We start from the raw sequence: 25,562 nt of genomic DNA on the forward strand, positions 1-25,562 counted from the left end.
CATAGCCTGTACCCTGAATTGATACCAACATCAGACAAAAGCCAGTTGCACGCCCTTGTCTCAGCGACAATCAAAACATTATGAGACGGTAATATAAAAACATTCGCCATTAAATGGGCAACACAGCAGATAAGATAACGGGATTATCGATGAGTATAACCGCGCTGCATTCACTGGATTTATTAACTCTTCCGGTGTGGATTGTTTCACCACATACCGAAGAACTTGTGTTCGCAAATACCGTTGCACGGGAGCTAATGCAGGATCCCTGTTTTTCTCCCCTACGAAAAGGCATATTCTCAACATATGCCCAAAATGATTTAACTATGTATCTCAGCGACTTGAGAAATCATCACCCTATTGTGGAAATTCTTACGGTTTATCGCAACGGTGAGGAAACCGCGATGGCCAGTCGCCTGTCCATTAGGTCGCTCCAGGATATTGGCGACATCATCATTTTCGAAGGCATTGAAACACCGACCGCGCAGGGACTGAAAGCCAGTCGTTCTGCGAACTATCAGCGAAACAAGCAGGGATTTTACGCGCGCTTCTTCCAGACCAATTCGGCACCGATGTTACTTATCGATCCGTCTCGAGATGGTTTGATCGTCGATGCGAATCTCAGTGCCCTGAATTTTTATGGTTACAGCCATGATGTGATGTGCCAGAAACATACATGGGAAATCAACATGCTGGGCCGTCATATCCTACCGGTGATGCATGAAATCGCCCATCTGCCCGGCGGCCATAAGCCCTTGCATTTTGTTCATAAGCTTGCAGATGGTTCCTCACGTCACGTACAAACGTATGCCGGACCGATCGAAATCTACGGCAATAAGCTCATGCTATGCATCATTCATGACATTACCGAACAAAAAAGGCTGGAGCAGGAACTTGAACAAGCGGCCCTGCGTGACGCCCTGACCGGATTACTGAACCGCCGACATTTTTATCAGGTAACCGAACCGCAACAGACGCACGCGATGTCATTGACGCAGGACTACAGCCTGCTGTTAATCGACACCGATCGCTTTAAAAGCATTAACGATCTCTTCGGTCATTTACGAGGTGACGATGTGCTTTGCGCTCTGGCGCGAACGCTGGAGTCCTGCGCAAGAAAGGACGATCTGATTTTTCGCTGGGGAGGTGAAGAATTTGTAATCCTTCTGCCACGAACCTCACTGGAGGTTGCCCTTAATCTCGCAGAAGTAATACGCGCGGCGGTGGCCAAGGTGACACTCCCTGGCCTTCCCCGCTTTACCGTCAGCATCGGCGTCGCGCGGCATGAAATGAATGAAAGCATCGATGAGCTATTCAAACGCGTTGACGACGCGCTGTACAAAGCCAAAAACGAAGGCCGGAACCGGGTACTGGCCGCCTGATGTGTACGTCGGTCAGCGACTGCGCTTAGCGTGACGCTCCCAGTTCTCCTGTTTTGCCTGCGCGGTTTTACGTAATGCCACATAGCATGCCCCGCTGCCGCCGTGATGCGGCAGTGCGGCGCAGTAGGCTTGTACATCTTCAAACTCCGTCAGCCAACGCGCTACATAGCTGCGAACAATGTTGGCATGAGAGTTATCGTCGCGCCCCTTACCGTGTATCACCAGCACGTTACGCAACCCTTCTTGCTGTGCCTGCAGAATAAAACTGAAGAGCATCTGACGGCAGGTTTCAACGGGCTGACGGACGAGATTGAGACTCGCCTGCTGCGGATATTTACCGGTTCGTAGCTTGTCAGTCACACCGTGCTGCAAACCTTCGCGGCGAAATTCCAACGGTACACTCAACGGGACAATATCGAGAAAACCCGTCGAGAGAAAATTATCCAATTGAAGCGTATCAATACGTGCCGGAGCGCGAAGATTGCGCGTGGGCTGCCAGTGCACCTCGGTGCGGCCTTTCAGCGGTTGAACATCCCCCATCGCGTCAAGAAACAACGATGCATCATCAAGGTTCATGTTTCATCCTCCAGCGTATTGCGACGGGTCTTATCATAACCGCGCACTATTATACCGACAACGGTTTACGATTATTTCCAATAATTCACCAGATTTACGTCGTGGAAGCGATCTACTTCCAACAAACTGATATCCATTTTTAGAGGTATAGCTGCGACGATAACTGGCGTGATAATGTGTCATCTTGCCTGTAATGCTGTAATGAGAGAAACGGATGCTGAACTTACTGGAAGACACCATCGCCACGCCGCTGGGCCCGCTGTGGATTATTTGCGATGAGCAATTTCGTCTGCGCGCGGTCGAATGGGATCAACACAGCGATCGTATGGTGCAGTTGCTGGACATTCATTATCGCGCTGAAGGTTATCAGCGTATCGCTGCCAAAAACCCTGGCGGATTAAGTGATAAGCTGGCTGAATATTTTGCCGGAAACCTTAGCATTATTGACACACTGGAAACCGCCACCGCGGGTACGCCTTTCCAGCGCGAAGTCTGGCAAGCGTTACGTACCATTCCCTGTGGGCAGGTCATGCATTATGGCCAACTGGCCGAAAAGCTGGGACGCCCCGGCGCTGCCAGAGCCGTCGGTGCAGCGAATGGGTCAAACCCGGTAAGCATTGTAGTCCCTTGTCATCGCGTCATTGGGCGTAACGGCACTATGACTGGATATGCCGGTGGCGTGCAGCGAAAAGAGTGGTTATTGCGTCATGAAGGCTATTTGCTACTCTAGAATCCAGGCAATTAATGCCTTATTCATCACACTTCCACATAATACGGCCTTAAAGAAAGTGCGGTTAATCAGGTAGATACAAACATTCAACCCAGTTATGCCTGAATTATTCTCTCTTGGGAGTAGCTCAGGCTTACGTGCTCACCAAAAAGATGTTAAAATTGACAAATATCAATTACGGCTTGAGCAGACCTATGATCCCGGAAAAGCGAATTATACGGCGCATTCAGTCTGGCGGTTGTGCTATCCATTGCCAGGATTGCAGCATCAGCCAGCTTTGCATCCCGTTCACACTTAACGAGCATGAGCTTGACCAGCTCGATAACATCATCGAGCGCAAAAAGCCTATCCAAAAGGGGCAGACGCTCTTTAAAGCAGGTGATGAGCTTAAATCACTCTATGCTATCCGCTCCGGAACGATTAAAAGCTATACCATTACCGAGCAAGGCGATGAGCAAATCACCGGTTTCCATCTGGCAGGTGACCTGGTAGGTTTTGACGCGATTGGCAGCGGCCATCACCCGAGCTTTGCCCAGGCGCTGGAAACCTCAATGGTATGCGAGATTCCTTTCGAAACTCTGGATGACCTGTCCGGCAAAATGCCGAATCTGCGTCAACAGATGATGCGTCTGATGAGTGGCGAAATCAAAGGCGACCAGGATATGATCCTGCTGTTGTCGAAGAAAAACGCTGAAGAACGCCTGGCGGCGTTTATCTACAATTTGTCCCGCCGCTTCGCCCAGCGTGGATTCTCGCCTCGTGAATTCCGCCTGACCATGACCCGTGGCGATATCGGTAACTACCTCGGTCTAACGGTTGAAACTATCAGCCGCCTGCTGGGTCGTTTCCAGAAAAGCGGTATGCTGGCGGTTAAAGGCAAATATATCACTATTGAGAATAGCGATGCGCTGGCAGTTCTTGCTGGCCACACGCGTAACGTTGCGTAATCGTTCTGCAAGTATCTCTGTTATCCTTCTGTCAAATCACTAAATTTTCCCGATTTATTGATTTGGCAGGAGGTTCTCCCCTGTTTAAATAATCAACCTGTAATATTGCCCCCGCCATTTATCCATACTCATACCAAGGAATGTCATGAATCATTTTCAAAGGGAAAGTGCCTGCGCGAGTTTGCAATTAAATTCAAGTCTGGACGCTGAGTTAGAGGGATATAAATGGGCACGCGATAATGTGGGCCAATCTGGGGCTGCAATCTATCGTCTGTACGATAAGGTCGATGCGCCGGAATTATATCTGAAGCAAGGTAAAGGTAGTGTAGCCGATGATATTACGGATGAAATGGCCAGACTTATCTGGTTGAAAGAGCATATCCCGCTGCCACGCGTTAAGCATTTTTCCCGTACTGATGACGAAGCGTTGCTACTCACCACTGCAATACCAGGGAAAACAGCATTCCAGATGTTGGAAGAATACCCTGATGCCAGCCATGATATTGTAGATGCTTTGGCGGCATTCTTGCTCCGGTTACATGCCATTCCAGTAAATAGCTGCCCTTTTAACAGCAACCACCAATTTCGGCTCTCGCTGGCACAAGCCCGCATGAAAAATAATCTGGTTGATACCGAGGATTTTGATGATGAACGTAGCGGCTGGTCTGTTGAACAGGTCTGGGAAAAGATGCATACGCTTATGCCCTTCTCATCCGTTCCAGTTGTAACACACGGCGACTTTTCGCTGGATAACCTCATTTTTTGTAACGGTGAAATAGTGGGGTGTATTGATGTTGGACGAGCAGGCATCGCCGATCAATACCAGGATCTCGCTATTCTCTGGAACTGCCTCGGTGACTTTTCCCCTTCATTGCAGAACAGGCTTTTACAACAATATGGCCTTCCTCAACCCGACGAGAAAAAAATACAGTTTCACCTGATGCTTGATGAGTTTTTTTAAATTAACAGAGAGATTCGGCTCTGACTGGCTTAAGAAGGCGGTGTACTGCAGGTGCCGGGCATATTGAGAAAAGTCGTTTAAATTGAGCGGGATGTGGGTTAACAATGGAAATTTCCCCAATTTATTGATCTGGCTGGAGGTTCTCCCCTGTTTCAATCCTCATTATTGGGTTACTCTTTTAGTTACAAACTGCGATGACAGTTGTAAGGAGACCCTGTATGGCTATGTATAAAAATATGCTGGTCGTCATCGATCCTAACCAGGACGATCAACCAGCATTACGGCGAGCTGTTTATTTGCATCAACGGATTGGTGGCAAAATTAAAGCCTTTTTGCCGATCTATGACTTTTCCTATGAGATGACTACCCTGCTGTCGCCCGATGAGCGTACGGCAATGCGCCAGGGTGTCATCAGCCAGCGAACGGCGTGGATACGTGAACAAGCGAAATACTACATCGAAGCAGGGATCCCTCTTGAGATAAAAGTGGTCTGGCACAACCGGCCCTTTGAAGCCATCATCCAGGAAGTCATCAGTGCCAAACATGACCTGGTGCTAAAAATGGCGCACCAACACGACCGTCTGGAAGCCGTGATTTTCACCCCGACCGACTGGCATTTACTGCGTAAATGTCCAAGCCCGGTGTGGATGGTTAAAGACCAGCCGTGGCCTGAAGGCGGTAAAGCGCTGGTTGCAGTGAACCTCGCCAGTGAAGAGGCCTATCACAACGCCCTCAATGAAAAACTGGTCAAAGAAACGCTGCAACTGGCGGAACAGGTTAACCATACCGAAGTGCATTTGGTTGGCGCCTACCCTGTTACCCCCATCAACATTGCGATTGAGCTCCCTGAATTTGATCCCAGCGTATATAACGATGCGATACGTGGACAGCATCTGCTGGCCATGAAGGCATTACGCCAGAAATTCAGTATTGATGAGAAAGTAACGCACGTTGAAAAAGGGTTACCTGAAGAGGTTATCCCTGATTTAGCCGAACACTTACAGGCGGGCATCGTGGTCCTGGGCACCGTCGGACGTACCGGCATCTCTGCTGCGTTCCTCGGAAATACCGCGGAACAGGTTATCGATCATCTACGCTGTGACCTGCTGGTTATCAAGCCAGATCAGTATCAGACACCCGTTGAGCTGGACGACGACGAAGACGACTAACCACCATACAATGCCGGATGGATATTCATCCGGCATGACAAACACTTAGTGTTTCTCGTCGCCACCAAGGAAGTAGATGCCCAGCGGGATGGCAAGCAGAATGGTAAACACCATGCTGTAGACACAAATCATTGCAGATTGAATGGCATACATTGAGGCGGTCCAGTCGGATAGCGGAATGTCATACTGTTCAATAACACCACCGATCGTCGCTCGCGTGACTACCGACGCTGCGATAATAAACACTCCAAGCAGGCACAACAAAAACTTTCGTCCCTTCGCTGTCTTCAGCTTAGCCATGATCATAGTACTGTCCTTTTGCAGATGAAAAGCTTGTTACTTTGCGCTAACAATACCATGACATCAACTTACTGTCTGCTACATAACGCCGCTTCATCAGTGACGCTTTCGCGATTGCGCTGAAAATAGCGCTGATTGCATTATTTCTCTCGCCCTTTGATTAATGATCTGAGCGCCAAAACTGCGTAAAATATCCGATGAGCGGGATGTCAGATGATATTTAGCAACCACGGAGCTGCCAGGAAGGATTATGATCGCTGAACTGTTTATGAATAATGCGTTTAATTTGACGGTAATTCTCAGTTGCTTTACAGCACTGGTGCTGATGAGCGTTTGGTTTCACCGTGGTGAAAGACGTTGCAAAGGGTTCATATTTCATGCGGCACAATTTTTCGTCTATGCCATTATCATTGGAACGTTCGGCAGTATTGCCAATAACGTGATCGAGAGTTACAACCTGAAATTTATCTCTCCCAGCGTAGTCGACTTTATCTGCACCTCGTTGATTGCGTTGATTCTGACAATCAAACTCTTTCTGGTGATTAATCAGTTTGAAAAGACGCAGATTAATAAAGGCAGAGATATTACCAGTGCAAGGATCCTGTCGCGGATCATTAAGATTACCATCGTGGTCGCCATCATTTTACTGTATGGCGAACATTTCGGTATGAGCTTATCCGGCCTGCTAACCTTTGGCGGCATCGGTGGTATCGCGGTAGGTATGGCAGGTAAAGACATTCTGAGCAATTTTTTCTCTGGCATTATGCTCTATTTCGACAGACCGTTTAGCATTGGCGACTGGATCCGTTCCCCGGACCGTAATATTGAAGGCACAGTGACAGAAATTGGCTGGCGAATGACCAAAATTAACACCTTCGATCATCGTCCATTGTATGTCCCAAACTCGATTTTCTCCTCTATCAGCGTAGAAAATCCAGGGCGAATGACCAACAGAAGAATCAAAACGGTGATCGGGCTACGATATGAAGATGCTGATAAAATTGGGGCCGTTGTCGAGGCGGTCAGACAAATGCTGCAAAATCATCCTGGGATAGACCAGAAACAAACTCTGCTGGTCTATTTCAATGAATTTGCTGATTCATCATTGAATATCATGGTGTATTGCTTCACGAAAACTACCGTATGGCAGGAGTGGCTTGCGGTACAACAAGACGTTTATTTGAAAATTATTTCGATAGTCCAGGCAAACGGCGCCGACTTCGCATTTCCCAGCCAGACGCTGTATATGGATAATCCTGAAGCACAACCTGCGGTACAGTAACGACAAAAAGATGCGGAACCCCGCGTCTTTTTTGCTCATTATTTCAATGAGACAATATCAATTAGAAAGCGATATTTCACATCGCTTTCTACATCGACTGTAATACCGTTGTTCAGGGAAGCATGTTGTACTCAGTATCAGTAACCGGCTCCAGCCATTCATTCGACGCACCAGGCGCCGGTATTTCCACAGCAATATGAGCAAACCAGCTATCCCGCGCAGCGCCGTGCCAGTGTTTCATTCCCGCCGGGATGTGTACGACGTCACCGGTTTTTAGCTCGCGCGCCTGTTGATTCCACGCCTGATACCAGCCTCGCCCACCGGTCACCAGCAAAATTTGCCCGCCCTGATGATGGATATGCCAGTAGTTTCGGCAGCCAGGTTCAAACGCAACGTTACCAATTACTACCCCTTCCATGGAGAGCATGGTCAGGTAGCTGTCGCCAGTGAAATACTTCGCGTACGCTTCATTTTTCTCCCCTCGCGGAAAGATGCTATTGCCGTCAAATTGTTGATTTGACGTCTTCAGTTCGGCATTACGCGCATTACTCAGTTGATTTTTCATAGTAGACTCTCCAAAACGGTAGCGACATTGCGCTACCGGATGCTGAAAACATCGAAATTATAGAGACAAAATGCACTGGCGATTAGAGGGGAAAAGAAGGACAAACTCATGAATTGCGCTCATTAATAGCCAGTCACATGCGCCATTTATCAGCAGTCAAATGCGTGCAGCGTTACGCGACGATTTCAATTAAATTACCGTCAGGATCTTGTATTACCGCTTCGTAATAGCCATCGCCGGTGGTTCGTGGTCCAGAAATTAAAATCCCCTGTTCCTGCGCGCGTGTTGCGATGGAATCAACTTTTCCGACGCCGCCGACCGAAAGAGCAAGGTGTACCCATCCGCAAGAGTTATTGTCAGGCTGCTGTCTTGTTAAGCCCGGTTTGGTCATTATTTCAATCGCAATCTCATCGCCAATACGAACAAAATAAGATTCAAATCCAGGATTGGTTTTACTGCAGTATTTTTCGTTAATCTTTCCGTCAAAGAACGTGACCCAGAAACGAGCTTGCTGCTCAAGATCCTGTGTCCATAAAGCCATATGCGCAATCTTCATCGCGGACCTCTTCTCGTTGTATTCCGAACAGTATGTTCTCAAGGATGTTGACATCGTTATTCATAATGCACGATTATGCGCATTATTGCTCGATGTTTATTTTATCTGGAGTGTTTATGCTCGATTATGCCGCTTTCCCGGAACAGCGCCAGGCGCTTATCTATCAGATCTTGCAGGAAAACGGCAGAGTCATTTGTTCCGAGCTCGCCAGTCGGCTAGGCGTTTCTGAACATACGATTCGCCGCGACCTGCATGAGCTGAGTAAAGATGGCGTGTGTAAAAAGGTTTATGGCGGCGCAGTCATCGCCCTTCCTGAATCCGAAGACATCGCCGTACGCAAGAGCATTAATGTGGCGAAAAAAAACAGTATCGCGCAGAGGTGCGCCCGCCTGGTCAAATCCGGCAGTTGCATTTTTATCGACACGGGCAGCACAAATTTAGCGATGGCTGAAGCCTTGCCCGCCGAACTGGCGTTAACCGTAGTGACCAACTCCCCAGAGATTGCCGCCGTTTTGCTGGAAAAACCGCTGTTTGAGGTCATCATGTTGGGCGGCGCGGTGCAGAGATCTTCGGGAGGATGTGTTGGGGCCACCGCCATCGCACAAGTGCAGAACATCTTATTCGATCAGGGTTTTATTGGCGGCTGCGCGATGTCGCCAGAATCTGGTTTAACCGGATTTGATTACGCGGATTGCGAGTTCAAAAAAGCGGTAATCAAACAGAGCAATGAAACTATTGTCGCACTGACGGCGGAAAAGATCCCAGCAGTCGCCCGTTATGTCGTCACCGAAAGTAGCAATATCGATGTGATTGTCGTGGAGGAAAATATCAGCAAAGAGTATGCCACGGCTTTCCAGGCACATGACATTCGTATTTATACCGTATAACAGCTGCCGCGAATTTGTTGCGTCGTTAATCAACTAAAGTTCACGACGCTAAATGTCGCCCCGGTCGTCAGCGCGGCGATCGCAGACAAACGATCCAGACGAATTTTTTGCTGGTTGTCATGGTATTCCACCAACAGAAACTCTTCTTTATCCCTTGTGGTACATGTCGTCAACGCTCTGGCACTCATACTCGTGCCATCCGTTAGCTCAATATGCAACCAATAATGGTACAGACAGGCGACTTCCAGATAATCATGTAGATCGCAATCTATAGGATGGTACTTGGCTGTAGAATTCATAACTCCCCTTCCTTATAGCAACGCAAGTTCGGGAAATTGCTTACGCCACTCCCCGAACGCGCAGAGTTATTTCAGTGCTTCAATGGGTGCGCCAAAATTGATATGCAGCACATTGCCGTCGATCACCAGCGCCGGAACGGATTTCACTCCAGACAGTTCTGCTTCCGCAACACGGTCAGGTTGTTCTCCCAGGTGAATAACATCGATTTCAACATCAGAACACAGATGCTGAAGCAGTGCTTCTTCTGCGGAAACGCAAACCGGGCAACCGGCATGATAAAAACGGGCTTTGGTCATGACAGATCTCCTTTTAAATTATAGTATCGATTCGATACTATAATTTATGCTACGCCACTTTTATGCTTTGTCAATATAGTTTTTAATCGATACTATATGTCGAGGAGGAAGTTGTTATGCACGACATGTCACTTTTCGATGTACTGGACAGGCTTTCCAGCCTGACACGGATGTGGTTTCGCCAACATCCATTACTGGCGGAACTGCAACCGGTACAACTCAGCGCGTTAATGTATTTGGCTCGCTGCAACCGTTATTCCAATACGCCGCTCGGCGTAACGGATTACCTCGGTCTCACCAAAGGCACCGTATCGCAATCGCTGAAACTGCTGGAAAGCAAAGGATTGATTGTTCGCAAGCAGGATGCCCACGATAAACGCAGCGTTCATTTACAGTTAACTGAATCGGCCGGTACCTTACTGGACGCCCTGCTCCCGCCCACGTTTTTAGTAGCAGGTGAAACGGCGATGGGTGAACGCGCGACTGTACTTAAGGAGCTACTGTTTGAACTGTTACGCGGGATCCAGCGGACCAACAATGTGCCTGGCTTTGGACTGTGTCATAGTTGTCGATTCCACCAAAAAATTGACGGACAGGGATTTTGTAATCTGACGAAAGAGAGATTGAGTGAAGAGGATGCGTTGCTGATTTGCCGGGAACACCAGCCCCCGGAAACCCAAAAAGGCTGATGTAATAATTACACCAGCCGTTATTTCTGTCAGTGCTTCACAATGTACATTGTGCGGCTGTATGCGACATCTTCAGGGTTAGTAATCGGATACCCTTTCAGCCACGGTTTAATTAACCGCCCGTTGGTATACTGATAAATTGGCGCAATAGGTGCCTGTTCCAGCAGTATTTTCTCTGCCGTATTATAATCCGCATTCCGCGCCTTCTCGGTATTTTCCAACGTAGCCTGAGTTAAAACTTTATCGTACGCCGGATTACTAAAGCGGGAGATATTGCCCGTATGGGTCGATGTTAATAGCGACAGGAATGTAGAAGGCTCATTGTAGTCCCCCACCCAGGAAGCGCGGATCACATCAAAATTGCCGGTATTACGGCTGTCGATATAGGTTTTCCACTCCTGATTCTGCAGTTTTACGTCAACGCCGAGGTTCTTCTTCCACATAGAAGCCACAGCGATAGCAATCTTTTGGTGGTTTTCAGAGGTGTTGTACAGCAGCGTCAGTTTAAGCGGTTTCTGCGGACCATAGCCTGCTGCACGCAACAGCGTTTTCGCCTGCGCATTCAACTCTTCCTGACTCATTTGCTCAAACGGCGAAGGTTCAGGTACAAATCCTGCCGTAACATCCGGCGTAAAATGCCATGCGGGCTTCTCGCCGGTACCCAATACTTTCTCCGCCATCAAACGACGATCGATGGTCATACTGAGCGCCAGTCGCACGCGGGAATCGGCAGTCGGCCCCTTCTGGGTATTAAAAGCATAATAGTAAGTGCCAAGCTGAGGTGGGGTATAAACCTGGCCCGGAATATCCTTCAACAGTTTCTGATACATGTTTTTCGGGAAGGATTCAGTGATATCAATATCACCTGCAAGGTAGCGCTTGGTGGCAGCCGATTCCTGGTTAATAGGCAGAAAGGTGACTTTTTGCAGAACCGTTTTGCCGTTGTCCCAGTAATGTGTATTGGGTACAACCTCCAGTTTTTCATTCACCACGCGATCTTTGAGCACATAGGCGCCGTTACCAATCAAATTCCCCGGTTTGGTCCACTCTTTGCCGCTCTCGACGTTGGCTTTTTGTACCGGATAAAATGCAAAACTTGCCGTCAGGTTAGCAAACCAGGGCAGCGGTTTATCCAGTTGAACTTTCAGTGTACGCGCATCAACCGCGCTGACGCCAAGCTTATCAGGCGCGGCTTTACCATCGATGATCGCCTGAGCATTGCTAATACCCGCCAGCGCAGCAAACCACGCAAACGGTGACAGTGTTTTGGGATCAACCAGACGCTGCCAGCTGTAGACGAAATCCTGCGCCGTTACCGGTGTACCATCGGACCATTGCGCATTGTCGCGTAGCGTAAACGTCCAGATGCGGTTATCGTTACTTTTCCACTGGGTAGCGACGCCAGGAACAATTTCTCCCTTCTCATTCTGATTGACCAGCCCTTCAAATAAATCACGAATAACCTGAATTTCAGGAAGTCCGACGGCCTTTGCCGGATCAAGTGACGCCGGTTCATCTTTTATATGCCGCACCAGTTCTTGTTTCTCTGCCAGTAGCGTTCCACTGGGAACATCAGCAGCCCAGGATAAGGAAATGCTGCTAACCAACAGCGCACAACAGGTTACTGAAACAGAATGCTGCATAAAATACCCTCAATTCCGGCTACTAAGTGAATGTGTAATTATTTGTATCGCCAGCAGGAAATGCAATTAACTTCCGACAAGAAAGTGATATTACACCTGAAAAGATTAGTGTGTGAAAACGATTTGATTATCCATACTTTTTGCACAACACTGCGAGTAACTATTCGAGTATTCAGAGATGACTATGACCGCTACCCGTCCCCGTGCCGAGCGCGGCGCATTTCCGCCAGGAACCGAACATTACGGACGTTCATCGTTAGGCGCACCGCTAATTTGGTTTCCTGCGCTGGCAGCCGATCGTGAAAGCGGCCTGATACTGGCAGGCACACACGGTGATGAAAACTCATCGGTCGTCACCCTTTCCTGCGCTTTGCGTACGCTTAACCCTTCCCTGCGTCGTCATCATGTTGTGCTGGCGGTGAACCCCGATGGATGCCAGCTTGGACTGCGCGCAAATGCGAACGGTGTGGATCTTAACCGTAACTTTCCTGCTGCAAACTGGAAAGCGGGTGAAACGGTGTATCGCTGGAACAGTAGCGCAGAAGAACGCGACGTGGTATTGCTGACCGGCGAGCATCCGGGGTCAGAACCAGAAACCCAGGCGCTGTGTCAGCTTATTCACCGGATTCATCCCGCCTGGGTGGTGTCTTTCCACGATCCGCTGGCCTGTATTGAAGATCCCAGACACAGCGAATTGGGCGCGTGGCTGGCGCAGTCATTTGAGTTGCCCCTGGTTACCAGCGTAGGTTATGAAACGCCCGGCTCTTTTGGTAGCTGGTGTGCCGACCTGGGCTTGCACTGTATCACCGCCGAATTCCCGCCCATTTCATCCGATGAAGCAAGCGAGAAATACCTGCTGGCCATGTCCAATCTCCTGCGTTGGCACCCTAGAGATGAAGCTGTCCGGTCGTAAAATGCAGGGATGGCTCCGCGTCGCTGGCAAGCCAGGTAGGTCCATCGAGATCGGCAAAACTGACCTGCGGCGTGAGGGGTAACGCCGCGCCAATCGCCCGGGATGTACACAGCATGCACCCCAGCATCAGCGCAAATCCCTGCTCGCGAGCATCAACGGCCAGCGCCAGCGCTTCGGTCAGGCCACCCGTTTTATCCAGTTTGATATTGACCATTTCATAACGCCCGTGCAGCGCTTTCAGGCTGCTGCGGGTGTGGCAACTTTCATCAGCGCAGATCGGCAGCGGATGCACAAAATTCTCCAGCGCAGCATCATCCTGTGCCGGGAGCGGCTGTTCCAACATCGCGACACCTAGATCAGCCAGAAGCTGACAGCGCGCGGCCAGCCCCTCTGCCCGCCAGGATTCGTTCGCGTCGACAATGAGCGTGGCATCAGGGACAGCCGCACGAATGGCAACCATCCGTTCGCTGATTAACCGGGCATCAAGTTTGACTTTCAGCAGTCTCGCTCCCTTCTCCCACAATGCTGCCGCGCTCGCCGCCATCTGTTCCGGCGTACCAATCACCACCGTTTGCGCTGTCGTCACCACCTCCGCCAGTTCACAACCTACCAGCTCAGCCAGAGACTGCTGCTGTTGACGCGCACTCAGATCCCACAACGCACAGTCCACGGCGTTACGCGCTGCTCCCGCTGGCAGCAGCTTTTGCAGCTCTTCACGCGTCAGTCCATTTTCCAGTTGTGGCGCAATGCTCATAATTTGCGCCAGCACTGAGGCATCGCTTTCACCGTAGCGCGGATAAGGCGTACACTCTCCGACGCCTGTGACGCCATTTTCTTCCACTTCGACAACCACCACATGCGCTTCGGTTCTGCTCCCACGGGCAATAACAAAGGGAGTGTGCAGTGGCCAGGCTTCCTCATATACCTTAACTGTTCTCATTGATTTTCCTTAGTGCAGTCCCTGAAGCGGATATCCGCAAATAGCGTTTGCCGTGTTAACTGCTGATGGCATAAACTAGCCTCGACGTTAATTATATGTAAACAGGAAGATAACCATGTCACAAACCGTTCATTTCCAGGGCAACCCGGTTGCAGTCGCCGGCTCCATTCCTCAGGCAGGAAGCAAAGCTCAGGCTTTTACCCTTGTGGCTAAAGATCTGTCTGACGTTACGCTGGGCCAGTTCGCCGGCAAGCGCAAAGTGCTGAACATTTTTCCAAGCATCGATACCGGCGTTTGCGCGGCATCGGTACGTAAGTTTAACCAACTGGCGACAGAAATCGACAATACCGTCGTACTGTGCATTTCAGCCGACCTGCCATTTGCCCACTCACGTTTTTGCGGTGCGGAAGGTCTGAGCAACGTTATCACGCTGTCCACCCTGCGCAATACAGAATTCCTGAAAAACTACGGCGTTGAAATCGCTGAAGGCCCGCTGAAAGGCCTGGCTGCTCGTGCCGTGGTCGTTATTGATGAGAATGACAATGTCATTTTCAGCCAACTGGTCAATGAAATCACTACCGAACCAGATTACACTGCTGCTTTAGATATATTAAAAGCATAACTCGTAAAAAAGCCGTAACAAATAATGTTACGGCTTTGAATTATACTAATTTAGACAGACTACACGATACATTATTTAGACGATTTCAGAGTCTCTTCGGATACCGTCATACTGTTTAATATATTCAGAATTTTGGCTGAAGATGATTTCCCATCTGCCAGCGCAAGATAGAATTTATCTCCCGGATGTAATGATGATGCAGGGTACTCTGCGCCTATGTAATTATCCCCTTCTGAAGTAAATGAGTACGAGATACATTTAGTACCGCCAGGGCGCGAGAGAGATGCCCCATACCATGAACCACAGAGCTCGGTTTTCACCTTACCAGTGGAATCCTTATACTCAATATAAAAATTAAAATATTGATAAGAAGCCCATACAGGAACGCTCATACCCAAGTTATATTTGACTTTATTACCATCTGAAGCCAACGTTGAAGAAAGAATATCGGATGGTTTTGCCGTCGCGTTATCTTCGGACGTAACCATATGGGTCAGGACAACCTTATTACTTTCATCAGTAACGGTAAACGTAGAATCTGGCTGGAGTTCGTTATAATCCATACTGACCTGCGAATAGCCGTTTCCTTGATCGATCAATTTCATTGGAGAGGTGTAGCCTTCGGAATTATACGTTCCTTCTTTCAGAAGATAACCATCGGATTTTTTTAATGAAACAGTATATTTATGAGCTTTTATGCTTGCCGTATTCTGCGTCCAAGTGAATACAGGATAGAACTTGGATTTATCAACGGTAAACCCTGAGATTTCGGTATCAGCTGATTCCTCCGTATGAGTAAACGGCGCAAAGACCTGGCTAAATGCATACTGCGGTGCCTGCGTTTCAGTTAACCCGCTGTGTTCCGGTGAAACCTGCCCCGGAACACCAGGCTGGTCACGCATCATCGACCACATACCGATCATGCCCATGTCGCGATCTTTGGCATCGTCCATCACCAGGTTCGCATCAGACAGATAGAACACTTCGCCCTGAACGTCGTTATAGCCGTTCATTGGCGTGACGCCCATCATGGCATTGATCTCGTCATCGCTCTTATCGGTGAAGATCTGCTTCAGCTGGTTGAACAGACTTTCGATGGCTGAGGTCGCACATTTGCCATGAATATTCTGCCCTTCCTTCCCGTCTGACTGGCAGGTACTGCTACCATAGTCCATTGCCATCACGTTCACACCAGCCAGATTTACGCCTTTTGCCTTCGCGTCATTCAACACATACAAACCGTCATCGGTCAAACCGGTTGGCAGAATCGGCAACGTGTACCAGATTCCTACATTACGACCTTCCGCTTTCCACTGTTCCTGCGCAGCCTTAACAGCTTCGTTACGGCGGTTAATGGAGGCATGGTCAGCAACCCAAGTACCCTCGATGTCGAAGTCCAGTACGTTCAGGTTCAGGTTTTCAACGATGTCATAATAGTGCTGCTGCAGTTGTGATACGTCGGTACAGGCTGCCGCCAACGGTGAGTTGTTGGCGCCGCCAATAGAGACCATGACATCTCCGCCTGCTTCACGCAGCGCTTTGATCTTGCTGTACTGCGTGTAATCGTTGATGTTGTACGCCGTGCCCCACGTTGGCAGGCAGGTATCAGCATCCTTCGCCACCACAAAGGCCATGGTGAAGTGGGTCACACTCTGGTTTTTGGCCAGGCTTGCAAGGTCAGGTAACGAGTTCAGGGTATAGTCGACATACGGCGCGTAGACATGCGCTGGCCACGGTGCTGAAGGCGTCCCGACCATCGCTTTAGTGCCGGACCAGTCAATATAAATTTTCCATGGGTTGGTATCGGATGGCGTGATTTTCTGGACTTTAGCCTGGGAGACATAGTTGTCGCCGTTGTAACGAATTAATGTACCGCTTTCATATAGTGTCGATGAATTAAACTCAGGTGCGTTATTTAATTGATCTGTCGTATAGGTTACGACGGCGCCTAACGGTTTCCATGGACGGCCATTGGTTCCGGACGGATTCTGGTTAGCCTCAAGAGAAGGATCGTCGCCAATGGTATAAAAGAGCGCCTCATACTCCTGGCCGTCTTTCTGAACTTTATCGCCTTTGTTGTAGGTTGTGGTTGCCGTCCACTGCGCGACTTCCGCATACACTTCCCACGGATTGGCTGCACCCGGCGTGAAACCGTATGCACTCTGTGCGGTAGACGTCTGCCAGGTCGCATTGTTGTAAGTGACAATATCATTGGCATTGTAGGCATTTGCGCTATTGTAGTCCGGATAGGTTACCGTACCTCCGCCGGTATCGCACGTTGTCGGGTTGCCATATTCCGCAATTTCCGCTGTCGTTGCATCACGTTCAAAACGCCACGGGTTATTTGGGTCCTCATCAGTGGCATTCCCCGGGCAGTCCGAAGCACCCACCCACCAGGCATTAGTATAGACGCCGCTGTTGTAAATAACTTCGTAAGGACCTGTTCCTTCTTGCCCGTTCCAGGCTTCAAGAGCAAATACAGGAGCGGCCGCGCATAATACTCCCATTCCAATCATTGCTTTGGTAAATATATTAAGTTTCATAATCATCCCTTATTAATAGTTGCATTATTCAAAATGCGATTAATTGTAAAAGGAATGCTGAATTAACGAAATAAACTACCGCGAAAAGGCTAATTAATTCAGAATGAGGGATACTGGTCGCACCAGAATTTATATTAAATATGATTAATAAAATTGATTATATATATCTAAAATAATGTAATTGCATGAAGGCGAAAAGTGAGGGTATCTCCAGAAACATAGAAATTATATGACTGAGGTGAAGAACGTAGTTAACGTACATTCAGCCTGAAAACAAATAAAATATTGCCAACCCCGGTGTCAGGGCTGGCAACCGTGTTCTATTCTTCGCTTTTTTTCTGCTGGCTCAGGCCATACTCGCGCAGTTTATTGGCTATTGCGGTATGGGAAACGCCAAGTCTTTTCGCCAGTTTGCGCGTGCTGGGATAGTTCATATAAAGCTGCGTCAGCACCGAGCGTTCAAAGCGGCTGGTAATTTCATCGAGCGAGCCTTCCATCACCTCTTCTCCGACCGCAACCGTCGCCGCATCGTAATCTGGCAATAAAATATCCTGTGGCCGCAGCTCATACCCCTCCAACTGGGTCAACGCCCGATAGATGGCATTTTTGAGCTGGCGTACGTTACCCGGCCAGCCGTAGCGGGTTAACACCGTGCTGAGATCGGCGGATAATTTCGGACGTGGCACGCCCTGTTCGTCGGCAAAACGCGCCACAAACAGTTCGGTAAGCGGCATGATATCTTGCGGACAATCGCGCAGCGGCGGCAGGTTGAGGGTCAGCACGTTCAGACGATAATAGAGATCCTCACGGAAAAGCCCTTTCTGCACCAGCTCCACCAGGTTTTTTTGCGTGGCACAAATCACACGTACATCAACATGGACTTCATGATCTTCTCCCACCCGGCGGAACGTCCCGTCATTGAGGAAACGCAGCAATTTGGTCTGCATACTCGGCGACATTTCGCCAATCTCGTCCAGCAGCACCGAGCCGCCGTTCGCCTGCTCAAAGAACCCTTTTTTACCTTCCCCTGCGTGACCAAACAGCTCGCTTTCGACCGCATCTTCAGGGATTGATGCACAGTTCAGCGCCAGATACGGCTTCGCCGCGCGCGGGCTCGCCAAATGACAGGCATGGGCAAAGAGATCTTTACCCGTACCGGTATTACCCGTAATCAACAGCGGTGCGCTCAGCGTCGCCAGCTTACGGGCCTGTTCTACAACATGCTTCATTTTGGCGCTGACGGCAATAATCTGGCTAAACGCGCTCAGATCCTGCGTGGTCATATTTTGCAGCTGACGCCCCATCCGGATGGTGGAACGCAACATGACAACGGCTCCCGTCAGCATTTGCTCCTGATTTTCACCCTGCAAGTGGACTGGCGTAATTTCCATCAGGAAATTCTGTCCGTTAATTACGACATGCTCGCTATGTGAATCCTGCGGATTGCTTTCAAGCCAGCGCTGGAAGTTAAAGCCATTGATTAACTGGGCGGCCGTATGATTACGCATCCGCTCCTGAGTGTGAGCAAAAAGCTGACAGCTCGCAGGGTTCGCCATCTCAATTTTGCTTTTCATATCCAGAGAAAGAACGGGTTCAGGCAATGCCTCAAGCAGTGCGCTCAGTGCCAGATGCTCACGTTCCGAAGGCATCCAGGGGACGGTACGTACATCCGTAACCCCTGAAATACGGCGGATTTCAGCCATCAGGCTACTGAAGTTGGTGAACTCCAGTTCCGCAAAATTAAGGTAAATTCGCCCGATGGGGTCAATCTCGATACCGCGTAAATCAATGCTTCTCAGCACCAGTAAATCGAGTAATTCGCGGGTCAGACCAAGTCGGTCTTCACAAAAGACTTCCAAACGCATAGGAACCTTCACCTGGACAAGGGATTATGTGTTAAATGATAAGACAGTATTTGGTTTGCAGGAAGAACTCTGTCAACAAATATTGACAGCACGCTGGAAAACAGGGCGCCGCGGCGTAAAGTTATACGATCGGCCCCCTCTTCTGGCTAACTTTCACGCGGGGATTTGTTCTTTTGTAAGGTCTCTTTGACCTGGCCAATCAGCTGGCGGCGAAAATCACCCAGGCGTGGTTTGTCGTCATCGATCCACGGCAAGGGACGACACAGCTCCATGGCTTTAATCCCAAGACGCGCCGTTAATAATCCCGCGCCAATACCCTGCGCGGCACGCGTCGAGAGCCGGGCTGCTAAATCCTGTGACATCCAGTCCATTCCGACTTCCCGCACCAGTTCACTGGCCCCGGCAAAAGCGATATTCAGCAGCACCAAACGGAACAGACGCAGACGACTGTAATACCCGAGTTCAATGCCATACAGCGAAGCGATACGATTAATCAGACGCAGATTGCGCCACGCAATAAATGCCATATCCACCAGCGCCAGCGGGCTGACGGCAATCATCAGCGTGGATTCCGCTGCAGAACGGCTGATCTCACGTCGCGCCTGCGCGTCCAGTACCGGCTGCACAAGATGAGCATACAGACTGACGACTTCGCGATCGTTTTGCGTTTCATGGATAGAGGCATACCAGCGCTGTAACGCCGGATGCGACTGATCGATACCCGCCTGCTGCGCCAGCTTTTCACAAAACGCACGCCCTTTTCCTGTTCCGTGGCTATGAATCAGGTCTCGCGCTTCATCACGTTCATGCGCTCGCTGGCGCAAACGCCACAACCTGCGCCACTCAGTCGCCACTGAACCAACGCCCGCACCGACGATCAGCGCACCCGCAGCGCATCCTCCCAACGCGACCCAGTCCTGAGTTTGCCAGGCGTTCATGGTCCACTGTATGCCCTGCGCGACAACGCTCACGCCAAACAGCGCCAGCCCGCCCATCACCATTTTGCGCCACAGACTGCGTTTAGGCCGTAAGGCAGCATCAATCACGGCTTCTGCCTGACCTTCGTCTTCCAGAGGCTCATCCAGTGTCGCCGGAGCAAAGGTCTGCGCTTCCGTTTCGTTGAACATTTGCTGCGCTTTAAACGCCGTGTTTTGTTCCACGTCCAGCGGACCTGAGAAATCGATACGCGGTTTTAACGGCTCGCTCATCGCAATTTATCTCCTATTAAAAACTCCAGCGCGGCATCAAGACGGATATGAGGTAAGGGTTTATCAACGTCCATTACCTGCGGGCGAAAAGCCTCAAACTGAAACCCCTGACTGTCCCAGAACGCCTGCCCAGGCAACCGCGCGGGCACTTCGCCAGGATAAACGGTCAGCGGTTCACCATCGCTCAGGCGATTGCCACGCAGCGCCGGGATCTTTTCGCCTTTCACATCAATCAGGCCGCTGGTGGTTGCCTGTACCGATGCCAGCCCCAGGCAATCCATGCTAATACCTTCGAACGCGGCGTTTTGCCAGGCATCCTGAATCAGTTGCTGGAGCAACGACACCATATTAGCGTGCTGGTCGACCGTGACATGATCGGCTTTGGTGGCGGCAAACAGCAGTTTGTCGATCACCGGGGAAAACAGCCGACGAAACAGCGTACGCTGCCCGTAATGGAAGCTTTGCATCAATTGGGTCAGCGCCAGACGCATATCATTGAACGCCTGTGGCCCGCTGTTTAGCGGTTGCAGGCAATCCACCAGTACAATCTGGCGATCAAAACGTAGGAAGTGATTCTTATAAAAGCCCTTCACAACCTTTTCGCAATAGTAATTAAACCGCTCGCGCAACATGCCCGCGTTGGTGTGTTTGTCCGCCTGCGCCAGCTTTGATTCACCGTATTCTTCAACATCCGGCCACGGGAAGAATTGCAGCGCGGGTGCACCCGCCATATCTCCCGGCAGGACAAAGCGTCCTGGCTGAATAAAATGCAGCCCCTGCTGTTTGCACTGATGCAAATACTCCGTCCACGCGGCGGCGATTTCCGCCAGTCGGTTTTCATCAGCCGGGGCCAGCGGATCCAGCCCCTGGCATAGCTGTCTCCATCTGGCCGACCATTCACCCCGCTGCCCTTGCAATAATCCGGTCATTTGTCGCGACCAGCTCAGGTAATCCTGCGCCAGCATCGGTAGATCGAGCAGCCACTCGCCCGGATAATCAACGATTTCCAGATACAGCGTGGAGGTGTCTTTAAAGTGGCGCAGCAGCGAGTCATTGGACTTGTAGCGCAGCGCCAGGCGAATTTCGCTCACCCCACGCGTCGGAGTCGGCCAGGCTGGCGGAGATCCGTACAGCTGAGCCAGTCCCTCATCATAGGTAAAACGCGGAATGCCAAAATCACGTTGAGGGACCCGTTTAACGCCGAGCAGACGCTCTTCGCGCACGCAACTGAGCAACGGCAGACGCGCACCGGCATGAATATTGAGTAACTGGTTTACCATCGCGGTGATAAACGCCGTCTTACCGCTACGGCTAAGCCCGGTGACAGCCAGGCGCAAATGTCGATCTACGCCGCGATTAACCAGCGAATTGAGTTCATTTTTAAGTCGCTTCATCGCCATCCCGTTATGCTGAAGGAACCGAAGAAATTATAACAAACAGGAAGTAAAGATAGGGGGTAATTCTTATTTATCAACTACCTGAGCGGTGTCAGACGGCATTATTCCTACCGCCTGTTACAGAAGAAATACGGGTGGTTTAGTTTTTCTCTACTTTAGGCTGCGCGATCTGGTTGATCCCACCTTCATTCGTCACCTGCGTGTAGCCCATTTCAAGAAGCATATCCTTCGCCTGCCCCGATTGACGCCCGGAGTTGCAATACAGCTTCACGGTGTCGGTCTTATCAGGCACTTCTGTTGCGATACGCGCCTTGATCTCTTTTAACGGAATGTTGACGGCACCCTGAATATGCTGCTGTTGGTATTGCTCAGGAACACGAACATCAATCCAGTGTTCGGCAGCATAAACCGGCATGCCAATGACCAGTGTCAACGCTAATACGCCTTTTTTAAACATAATATCTTCCTGATCGAGAGTTGGATTTCACTACAACACTATACGCCAGTTCTTAAGAAAATATTGCGACTGCATTATCATCGTACACGCCAGCAGATCACATTGTTCTGCGGGTAACACATTGTGTGGTGTGCCTTTTGATTTTTGTGTCAGCATTCCGTGATTGTTGTCATTCGGCAGTGAACTCCATAATATGTCCGCCATTGACTCTCGGACGGAGCTTGGGATCTATGTCTCCTACCATTTATGATATTGCACGAGCCGCTGGCGTATCAAAATCCACGGTATCGCGCGTGCTGAATAAGCAAACCAACATCTCGCCGGAAGCGCTGGAAAAAGTGCTGCGTGCGATTGATGAATTACAGTATCAGCCCAATAAACTGGCTCGGGCACTCACCTCTTCCGGCTTTGACGCAATAATGGTGATATCGACCCGTTCTGCCAAAACAACCGCCGGTAATCCCTTTTTCTCTGAAGTGCTGCATGCTATTACGGCCAAAGCCGAAGAAGTTGGTTTTGATGTCATATTACAGACGTCGCGAAGCACCGAAGATGATCTACAAAAGTGTGAGAGCAAAATTAAACAAAAATTGATCAAAGGCATCATCATGCTGAGTTCTCCCGCTGATGAATCTTTTTTTGCAAGACTGGATAAATACAACGTCCCGGTTGTGGTTATTGGTAAAGTGGAAGGTGAGTACGCCAATGTCTATTCTGTAGACACTGATAACTATCGCGACAGCATCACACTGACAAATGCGCTTATTGAGAGCGGACACAGTAATATTGCCTGTTTACATGCCCCGCTTGACGTTCATGTTTCCATCGATCGCGTCAACGGGTATAAAGCCAGCCTTCAGGCACATAATATTCAAATACGCGATGAGTGGATTATTGATGGGGGTTATACTCATGAGACAGCCCTGCTCGCTTCGCGGAAATTGCTGAGTCAACAACCGTTACCCGATGCAGTATTTGCCACCGACAGTTTAAAGTTAATGAGTTTATATCGCGTAGCGGCTGAGAAAAATATCACCATTCCGCAACAGCTTGCCGTTGTAGGCTACAGTAATGAACTGTTGTCATTTATGCTGACGCCCGTGCCGGGAGGCATTGATGTCCCAACCCAGCAGCTCGGCGAACAAAGCTGTAATTTATTATTTAACCTGATTGCAGGTGAGAAAGGTTTACAAAATATCACCGTGAGCACGCAAATATCGTTAGCCGACTCACTGGTGTAAAAACAGGGGCATAACAATGCCCCTGCACATTTTAGAATGCGTAATTCACACCGATACCTGCATAATGGAATCTGTCGCTTTCACCTTCGTCATGATCTTCCCATTCATAGGCATATTCCAGGGTCATTGATAAACCATTTTGGAAATCATAGGCATACAGTAAACCAAGGCGATTGAAATCATGCCCTTCACGTTCCGGATCATCCTGCCAGTCCCAGTTAGTCCAGCGGTCGAGGCCAATACGGGTGTAGGGCGTCAGGGTGGTATTGCCTAAAGACAACGGTAAGTAAGCACGGATTTCCTGGGTTGAGAACTCACCATTATTACGCGAATCTGCCAGATTAAAGCCGCGTTCGAGATAATAGTTGACCGTTAAGCCCACCGTTTCGTTGAAGGTATAATTCAGACCGGTTTCGCTTTCAACGCGACTATCGGAGTAACCCGTGGTACTCAAGTCATTGACGAATTGATACATTGCCAGCCAACCGCTAAAACGCAAATCGTCAGTAAGTTTAACATCCCAGTCTGGCTGAACTTTCCAGCGCTGCATATTAGCGGTGTCTTTTCCTGGTTCATTAACATAGTGATAGCCGTAATTACGGAAACCACCGGTCAATCCGAAATTAACCTCCTCGCTTTCGAGGAATTGATAGCGAACTTCCAGTTCCGGGCGATCAAACCAGGTACCGCGTTTACCCTCGCTATAATCAACCGGGCCTTCCTGATAATAGGCCAGAGATATTTTCCATGGGCCATTGGACGCATTAAAATAGACAGACGGCTCAGCCAGTCCATCCATATCTTCGCCCTGACCTTCAACGTTTTCTATTTCGTACATGGCACCGATATTAAAGTGCCAGTCATTTTTTTCAGCGGCCTGCGCGCAGGCCACTCCTGCGCTCATAATCAGCGCAGTTGCGGACAGTAGGGTTTTCATTATTATTCCTTGTTAAAATACTCGCAAAAATACCCCAAGGTTTGGGGGGTTATCCCCCCAGGATTTTATTGAATAGCCACTTCAGTTTCAGCATCAAAGAAATGGCATTTCGCCATATCAAAATGAATAGTGATATTTTCTCCTGCGTGATAATCATTCACTGCCCCGGCACGGACCACCAACTCATGCCCCCCAATAACGGTATAAAGCATAAACTCAGCGCCAGTTAGTTCTGCCACGCTAATTTTTGCCGATACATTGTTTTCATTATTAAGCTGCGGATGTATATCTTCAGGACGAATACCCAGTATAACGGCCTGATGCTCATAACCCTGCGCTTTTAGCTGTGCTAATTTATTTTCTGGAATGGTTAACTTCAGCGTTTCAGTAACGAATTTATTACCATCAATCGCGCCACGAATAAAATTCATGGCCGGTGAACCAATAAATCCGGCGACGAACATATTTGCCGGGTGGTTATACACCGTTTTAGGTGCGCCAACCTGTTGAACAATGCCATCCTTCATAATCACAATACGCGTTGCCATAGTCATGGCTTCGGTTTGATCATGGGTAACATATATCATGGTGGTATTCAGTTTCTGATGCAGTTTGCTAATTTCTGCCCGCATCTGAACGCGAAGTTTGGCATCGAGATTCGATAAAGGCTCATCCATCAGGAAAACCCCAGCCTCACGAACAATCGCACGTCCCAGCGCCACGCGCTGACGCTGACCGCCAGATAACGCGCCAGGTTTACGCTGCAGGTAATCGCGCAGGCCAAGGATTTGCGCCGCCCAGTTGACGCGCTCCTCGATCACTGCCGGAGCAATTTTCTGCATCTTCAGGCCAAACGCCATGTTGTCATAGACGGTCATGTGCGGGTACAACGCGTAGTTCTGAAAAACCATCGCAATATTGCGCGATTTCGCCGGCACATCATTCATCCGTTTACCGTCAATCAGCAGATCGCCGCCGCTGATCTCTTCCAGACCGGCGATCATGCGCAACGTCGTTGACTTCCCGCAACCGGAAGGCCCAACAAAAACAATAAACTCTTTGTCTTCGATTTCCAGATTGAAGTCTTTAACGACGTGGACCTGGTTGTCGTAAATTTTTTGAATATGCTGCAACGAAAGCTGTGCCATGTTGAATC

At 49.5% G+C, this 25,562-nt stretch carries 26 protein-coding genes; 11 read left to right on the forward strand and 15 right to left on the reverse strand.

The features are described from left to right. Nucleotides 1–149: 149 nt before the first annotated feature. On the forward strand, nucleotides 150–1,382 hold the full coding sequence (locus tag ACVXHP_RS05095; RefSeq protein WP_200006337.1) for a GGDEF domain-containing protein: 1,233 nt from the start codon (nucleotides 150–152) through the stop codon (nucleotides 1,380–1,382). Between the two features lie 12 nt (nucleotides 1,383–1,394). On the opposite strand, the gene smrA is transcribed toward ACVXHP_RS05095, so the two are convergent. Then, nucleotides 1,395–1,958 carry a DNA endonuclease SmrA gene (gene smrA / locus ACVXHP_RS05100; RefSeq protein WP_200006336.1) on the reverse strand — a complete coding sequence of 188 codons (564 nt, stop codon included), beginning with the start codon at nucleotides 1,956–1,958 and terminating at the stop codon, nucleotides 1,395–1,397. A gap of 214 nt (nucleotides 1,959–2,172) precedes the next feature. On the opposite strand from smrA, the gene ogt reads away from it, so the two are divergent. The 4 genes from ogt (at nucleotide 2,173) to uspE (ending at nucleotide 5,765) form a co-directional block, all read left to right on the forward strand. Then, on the forward strand, nucleotides 2,173–2,688 hold the full coding sequence (gene ogt / locus ACVXHP_RS05105; RefSeq protein WP_200006335.1) for a methylated-DNA--[protein]-cysteine S-methyltransferase: 516 nt from the start codon (nucleotides 2,173–2,175) through the stop codon (nucleotides 2,686–2,688). A 194-nt stretch (nucleotides 2,689–2,882) separates the two neighbouring features. Further along, complete coding sequence (fnr, locus tag ACVXHP_RS05110; RefSeq protein WP_003020397.1) at nucleotides 2,883–3,635, forward strand: fumarate/nitrate reduction transcriptional regulator Fnr; 753 nt, start codon at nucleotides 2,883–2,885, stop codon at nucleotides 3,633–3,635. A gap of 145 nt (nucleotides 3,636–3,780) precedes the next feature. Next, nucleotides 3,781–4,596 carry an APH(3')-I family aminoglycoside O-phosphotransferase gene (locus ACVXHP_RS05115; RefSeq protein WP_447570996.1) on the forward strand — a complete coding sequence of 272 codons (816 nt, stop codon included), beginning with the start codon at nucleotides 3,781–3,783 and terminating at the stop codon, nucleotides 4,594–4,596. A gap of 218 nt (nucleotides 4,597–4,814) precedes the next feature. Beyond that, on the forward strand, nucleotides 4,815–5,765 hold the full coding sequence (gene uspE / locus ACVXHP_RS05120; protein WP_137370659.1) for a universal stress protein UspE: 951 nt from the start codon (nucleotides 4,815–4,817) through the stop codon (nucleotides 5,763–5,765). 45 nt (nucleotides 5,766–5,810) lie between these two features. Here uspE and ACVXHP_RS05125 read toward each other — a convergent pair whose 3' ends face one another. Continuing rightward, entirely contained in the window at nucleotides 5,811–6,071 is a 261-nt protein-coding gene (locus ACVXHP_RS05125) for a DUF2534 family protein (RefSeq protein ID WP_038640840.1), read from the reverse strand. Nucleotides 6,072–6,315: 244 nt separating this feature from the next. On the opposite strand from ACVXHP_RS05125, the gene ACVXHP_RS05130 reads away from it, so the two are divergent. After that, a complete protein-coding gene (locus tag ACVXHP_RS05130; RefSeq protein WP_200006333.1) occupies nucleotides 6,316–7,347 on the forward strand; it encodes a mechanosensitive ion channel family protein in 1,032 nt (343 codons plus the stop codon). A 112-nt stretch (nucleotides 7,348–7,459) separates the two neighbouring features. On the opposite strand, the gene ACVXHP_RS05135 is transcribed toward ACVXHP_RS05130, so the two are convergent. Together ACVXHP_RS05135 and ACVXHP_RS05140 are read right to left on the reverse strand one after the other, a co-directional pair. Beyond that, a complete protein-coding gene (locus tag ACVXHP_RS05135; RefSeq protein ID WP_200006332.1) occupies nucleotides 7,460–7,912 on the reverse strand; it encodes a cupin domain-containing protein in 453 nt (150 codons plus the stop codon). 172 nt (nucleotides 7,913–8,084) lie between these two features. Next, nucleotides 8,085–8,468 (reverse strand): VOC family protein, encoded by a 384-nt coding sequence (locus tag ACVXHP_RS05140; protein ID WP_200006331.1) that lies wholly within the window; start codon nucleotides 8,466–8,468, stop codon nucleotides 8,085–8,087. Nucleotides 8,469–8,584: 116 nt separating this feature from the next. On the opposite strand from ACVXHP_RS05140, the gene ACVXHP_RS05145 reads away from it, so the two are divergent. After that, the gene (locus ACVXHP_RS05145) at nucleotides 8,585–9,355 is read left to right on the forward strand and encodes a DeoR/GlpR family DNA-binding transcription regulator (protein ID WP_200006330.1); all 771 of its coding nucleotides are present in this window, start codon (nucleotides 8,585–8,587) and stop codon (nucleotides 9,353–9,355) included. 29 nt (nucleotides 9,356–9,384) lie between these two features. Here the strand turns inward: ACVXHP_RS05145 and ACVXHP_RS05150 are convergent, their stop codons facing one another. Both ACVXHP_RS05150 and ACVXHP_RS05155 read right to left on the reverse strand, forming a co-directional pair. Continuing rightward, on the reverse strand, nucleotides 9,385–9,654 hold the full coding sequence (locus ACVXHP_RS05150; protein ID WP_316128753.1) for a Rho-binding antiterminator: 270 nt from the start codon (nucleotides 9,652–9,654) through the stop codon (nucleotides 9,385–9,387). 66 nt (nucleotides 9,655–9,720) lie between these two features. Continuing rightward, entirely contained in the window at nucleotides 9,721–9,951 is a 231-nt protein-coding gene (locus tag ACVXHP_RS05155) for a glutaredoxin family protein (protein WP_316128754.1), read from the reverse strand. A gap of 116 nt (nucleotides 9,952–10,067) precedes the next feature. Here ACVXHP_RS05155 and ACVXHP_RS05160 point away from each other — a divergent pair, with 116 nt between their 5' ends. Beyond that, the gene (locus ACVXHP_RS05160; protein ID WP_316128755.1) at nucleotides 10,068–10,640 is read left to right on the forward strand and encodes a MarR family winged helix-turn-helix transcriptional regulator; all 573 of its coding nucleotides are present in this window, start codon (nucleotides 10,068–10,070) and stop codon (nucleotides 10,638–10,640) included. 29 nt (nucleotides 10,641–10,669) lie between these two features. On the opposite strand, the gene mppA is transcribed toward ACVXHP_RS05160, so the two are convergent. Continuing rightward, entirely contained in the window at nucleotides 10,670–12,283 is a 1,614-nt protein-coding gene (gene mppA / locus ACVXHP_RS05165) for a murein tripeptide ABC transporter substrate-binding protein MppA (protein ID WP_316128756.1), read from the reverse strand. A 184-nt stretch (nucleotides 12,284–12,467) separates the two neighbouring features. On the opposite strand from mppA, the gene mpaA reads away from it, so the two are divergent. Beyond that, on the forward strand, nucleotides 12,468–13,196 hold the full coding sequence (gene mpaA, locus ACVXHP_RS05170; protein WP_316128757.1) for a murein tripeptide amidase MpaA: 729 nt from the start codon (nucleotides 12,468–12,470) through the stop codon (nucleotides 13,194–13,196). Here the strand turns inward: mpaA and ycjG are convergent. Beyond that, complete coding sequence (ycjG, locus tag ACVXHP_RS05175) at nucleotides 13,171–14,136, reverse strand: L-Ala-D/L-Glu epimerase (protein WP_316128758.1); 966 nt, start codon at nucleotides 14,134–14,136, stop codon at nucleotides 13,171–13,173. The genes mpaA and ycjG overlap by 26 nt on opposite strands. 115 nt (nucleotides 14,137–14,251) lie before the next feature. On the opposite strand from ycjG, the gene tpx reads away from it, so the two are divergent. After that, nucleotides 14,252–14,758 (forward strand): thiol peroxidase, encoded by a 507-nt coding sequence (gene tpx, locus ACVXHP_RS05180; protein ID WP_316128759.1) that lies wholly within the window; start codon nucleotides 14,252–14,254, stop codon nucleotides 14,756–14,758. Between the two features lie 71 nt (nucleotides 14,759–14,829). Here the strand turns inward: tpx and ACVXHP_RS05185 are convergent, their stop codons facing one another. The 5 genes from ACVXHP_RS05185 to pspE all read right to left on the reverse strand — a co-directional run bounded on the left by ACVXHP_RS05185 (nucleotide 14,830) and on the right by pspE (nucleotide 22,228). Continuing rightward, the gene (locus tag ACVXHP_RS05185; RefSeq protein ID WP_316128760.1) at nucleotides 14,830–17,301 is read right to left on the reverse strand and encodes a glycosyl hydrolase family 18 protein; all 2,472 of its coding nucleotides are present in this window, start codon (nucleotides 17,299–17,301) and stop codon (nucleotides 14,830–14,832) included. 320 nt (nucleotides 17,302–17,621) lie between these two features. Then, entirely contained in the window at nucleotides 17,622–19,166 is a 1,545-nt protein-coding gene (gene tyrR, locus ACVXHP_RS05190; protein ID WP_200006322.1) for a transcriptional regulator TyrR, read from the reverse strand. A 146-nt stretch (nucleotides 19,167–19,312) separates the two neighbouring features. Then, a complete protein-coding gene (locus ACVXHP_RS05195) occupies nucleotides 19,313–20,374 on the reverse strand; it encodes a TIGR01620 family protein (protein WP_447570997.1) in 1,062 nt (353 codons plus the stop codon). Next, on the reverse strand, nucleotides 20,371–21,768 hold the full coding sequence (locus ACVXHP_RS05200; protein WP_069324996.1) for a YcjX family GTP-binding protein: 1,398 nt from the start codon (nucleotides 21,766–21,768) through the stop codon (nucleotides 20,371–20,373). Before ACVXHP_RS05200 ends, ACVXHP_RS05195 begins: the two co-directional genes overlap by 4 nt. 142 nt (nucleotides 21,769–21,910) lie before the next feature. Continuing rightward, the gene (gene pspE / locus ACVXHP_RS05205; RefSeq protein ID WP_447570998.1) at nucleotides 21,911–22,228 is read right to left on the reverse strand and encodes a thiosulfate sulfurtransferase PspE; all 318 of its coding nucleotides are present in this window, start codon (nucleotides 22,226–22,228) and stop codon (nucleotides 21,911–21,913) included. Nucleotides 22,229–22,458: 230 nt separating this feature from the next. Here pspE and ACVXHP_RS05210 point away from each other — a divergent pair, with 230 nt between their 5' ends. Beyond that, entirely contained in the window at nucleotides 22,459–23,469 is a 1,011-nt protein-coding gene (locus tag ACVXHP_RS05210) for a LacI family DNA-binding transcriptional regulator (RefSeq protein WP_447570999.1), read from the forward strand. A gap of 31 nt (nucleotides 23,470–23,500) precedes the next feature. On the opposite strand, the gene ACVXHP_RS05215 is transcribed toward ACVXHP_RS05210, so the two are convergent. Together ACVXHP_RS05215 and ACVXHP_RS05220 are read right to left on the reverse strand one after the other, a co-directional pair. After that, nucleotides 23,501–24,406: an OmpG family monomeric porin gene (locus tag ACVXHP_RS05215; protein WP_447571000.1), complete on the reverse strand. Its 906-nt coding sequence runs from the start codon at nucleotides 24,404–24,406 to the stop codon at nucleotides 23,501–23,503. Between the two features lie 65 nt (nucleotides 24,407–24,471). Beyond that, nucleotides 24,472–25,554 (reverse strand): ABC transporter ATP-binding protein, encoded by a 1,083-nt coding sequence (locus ACVXHP_RS05220; protein WP_042308134.1) that lies wholly within the window; start codon nucleotides 25,552–25,554, stop codon nucleotides 24,472–24,474. Nucleotides 25,555–25,562: the final 8 nt, after the last annotated feature.

The organism is Citrobacter freundii complex sp. 2025EL-00176 (genome assembly GCF_053309355.1).

Coding starts and splice junctions, on each gene's coding strand:
- ACVXHP_RS05095 (WP_200006337.1), top strand. CDS start 150: ATGAGTATAACCGCGCTGCATTCACTGGATTTATTAACTCTTCCGGTG.
- smrA (WP_200006336.1), bottom strand. CDS start 1,958: ATGAACCTTGATGATGCATCGTTGTTTCTTGACGCGATGGGGGATGTT.
- ogt (WP_200006335.1), top strand. CDS start 2,173: ATGCTGAACTTACTGGAAGACACCATCGCCACGCCGCTGGGCCCGCTG.
- fnr (WP_003020397.1), top strand. CDS start 2,883: ATGATCCCGGAAAAGCGAATTATACGGCGCATTCAGTCTGGCGGTTGT.
- ACVXHP_RS05115 (WP_447570996.1), top strand. CDS start 3,781: ATGAATCATTTTCAAAGGGAAAGTGCCTGCGCGAGTTTGCAATTAAAT.
- uspE (WP_137370659.1), top strand. CDS start 4,815: ATGGCTATGTATAAAAATATGCTGGTCGTCATCGATCCTAACCAGGAC.
- ACVXHP_RS05125 (WP_038640840.1), bottom strand. CDS start 6,071: ATGATCATGGCTAAGCTGAAGACAGCGAAGGGACGAAAGTTTTTGTTG.
- ACVXHP_RS05130 (WP_200006333.1), top strand. CDS start 6,316: ATGATCGCTGAACTGTTTATGAATAATGCGTTTAATTTGACGGTAATT.
- ACVXHP_RS05135 (WP_200006332.1), bottom strand. CDS start 7,912: ATGAAAAATCAACTGAGTAATGCGCGTAATGCCGAACTGAAGACGTCA.
- ACVXHP_RS05140 (WP_200006331.1), bottom strand. CDS start 8,468: ATGAAGATTGCGCATATGGCTTTATGGACACAGGATCTTGAGCAGCAA.
- ACVXHP_RS05145 (WP_200006330.1), top strand. CDS start 8,585: ATGCTCGATTATGCCGCTTTCCCGGAACAGCGCCAGGCGCTTATCTAT.
- ACVXHP_RS05150 (WP_316128753.1), bottom strand. CDS start 9,654: ATGAATTCTACAGCCAAGTACCATCCTATAGATTGCGATCTACATGAT.
- ACVXHP_RS05155 (WP_316128754.1), bottom strand. CDS start 9,951: ATGACCAAAGCCCGTTTTTATCATGCCGGTTGCCCGGTTTGCGTTTCC.
- ACVXHP_RS05160 (WP_316128755.1), top strand. CDS start 10,068: ATGCACGACATGTCACTTTTCGATGTACTGGACAGGCTTTCCAGCCTG.
- mppA (WP_316128756.1), bottom strand. CDS start 12,283: ATGCAGCATTCTGTTTCAGTAACCTGTTGTGCGCTGTTGGTTAGCAGC.
- mpaA (WP_316128757.1), top strand. CDS start 12,468: ATGACCGCTACCCGTCCCCGTGCCGAGCGCGGCGCATTTCCGCCAGGA.
- ycjG (WP_316128758.1), bottom strand. CDS start 14,136: ATGAGAACAGTTAAGGTATATGAGGAAGCCTGGCCACTGCACACTCCC.
- tpx (WP_316128759.1), top strand. CDS start 14,252: ATGTCACAAACCGTTCATTTCCAGGGCAACCCGGTTGCAGTCGCCGGC.
- ACVXHP_RS05185 (WP_316128760.1), bottom strand. CDS start 17,301: ATGAAACTTAATATATTTACCAAAGCAATGATTGGAATGGGAGTATTA.
- tyrR (WP_200006322.1), bottom strand. CDS start 19,166: ATGCGTTTGGAAGTCTTTTGTGAAGACCGACTTGGTCTGACCCGCGAA.
- ACVXHP_RS05195 (WP_447570997.1), bottom strand. CDS start 20,374: ATGAGCGAGCCGTTAAAACCGCGTATCGATTTCTCAGGTCCGCTGGAC.
- ACVXHP_RS05200 (WP_069324996.1), bottom strand. CDS start 21,768: ATGAAGCGACTTAAAAATGAACTCAATTCGCTGGTTAATCGCGGCGTA.
- pspE (WP_447570998.1), bottom strand. CDS start 22,228: ATGTTTAAAAAAGGCGTATTAGCGTTGACACTGGTCATTGGCATGCCG.
- ACVXHP_RS05210 (WP_447570999.1), top strand. CDS start 22,459: ATGTCTCCTACCATTTATGATATTGCACGAGCCGCTGGCGTATCAAAA.
- ACVXHP_RS05215 (WP_447571000.1), bottom strand. CDS start 24,406: ATGAAAACCCTACTGTCCGCAACTGCGCTGATTATGAGCGCAGGAGTG.
- ACVXHP_RS05220 (WP_042308134.1), bottom strand. CDS start 25,554: ATGGCACAGCTTTCGTTGCAGCATATTCAAAAAATTTACGACAACCAG.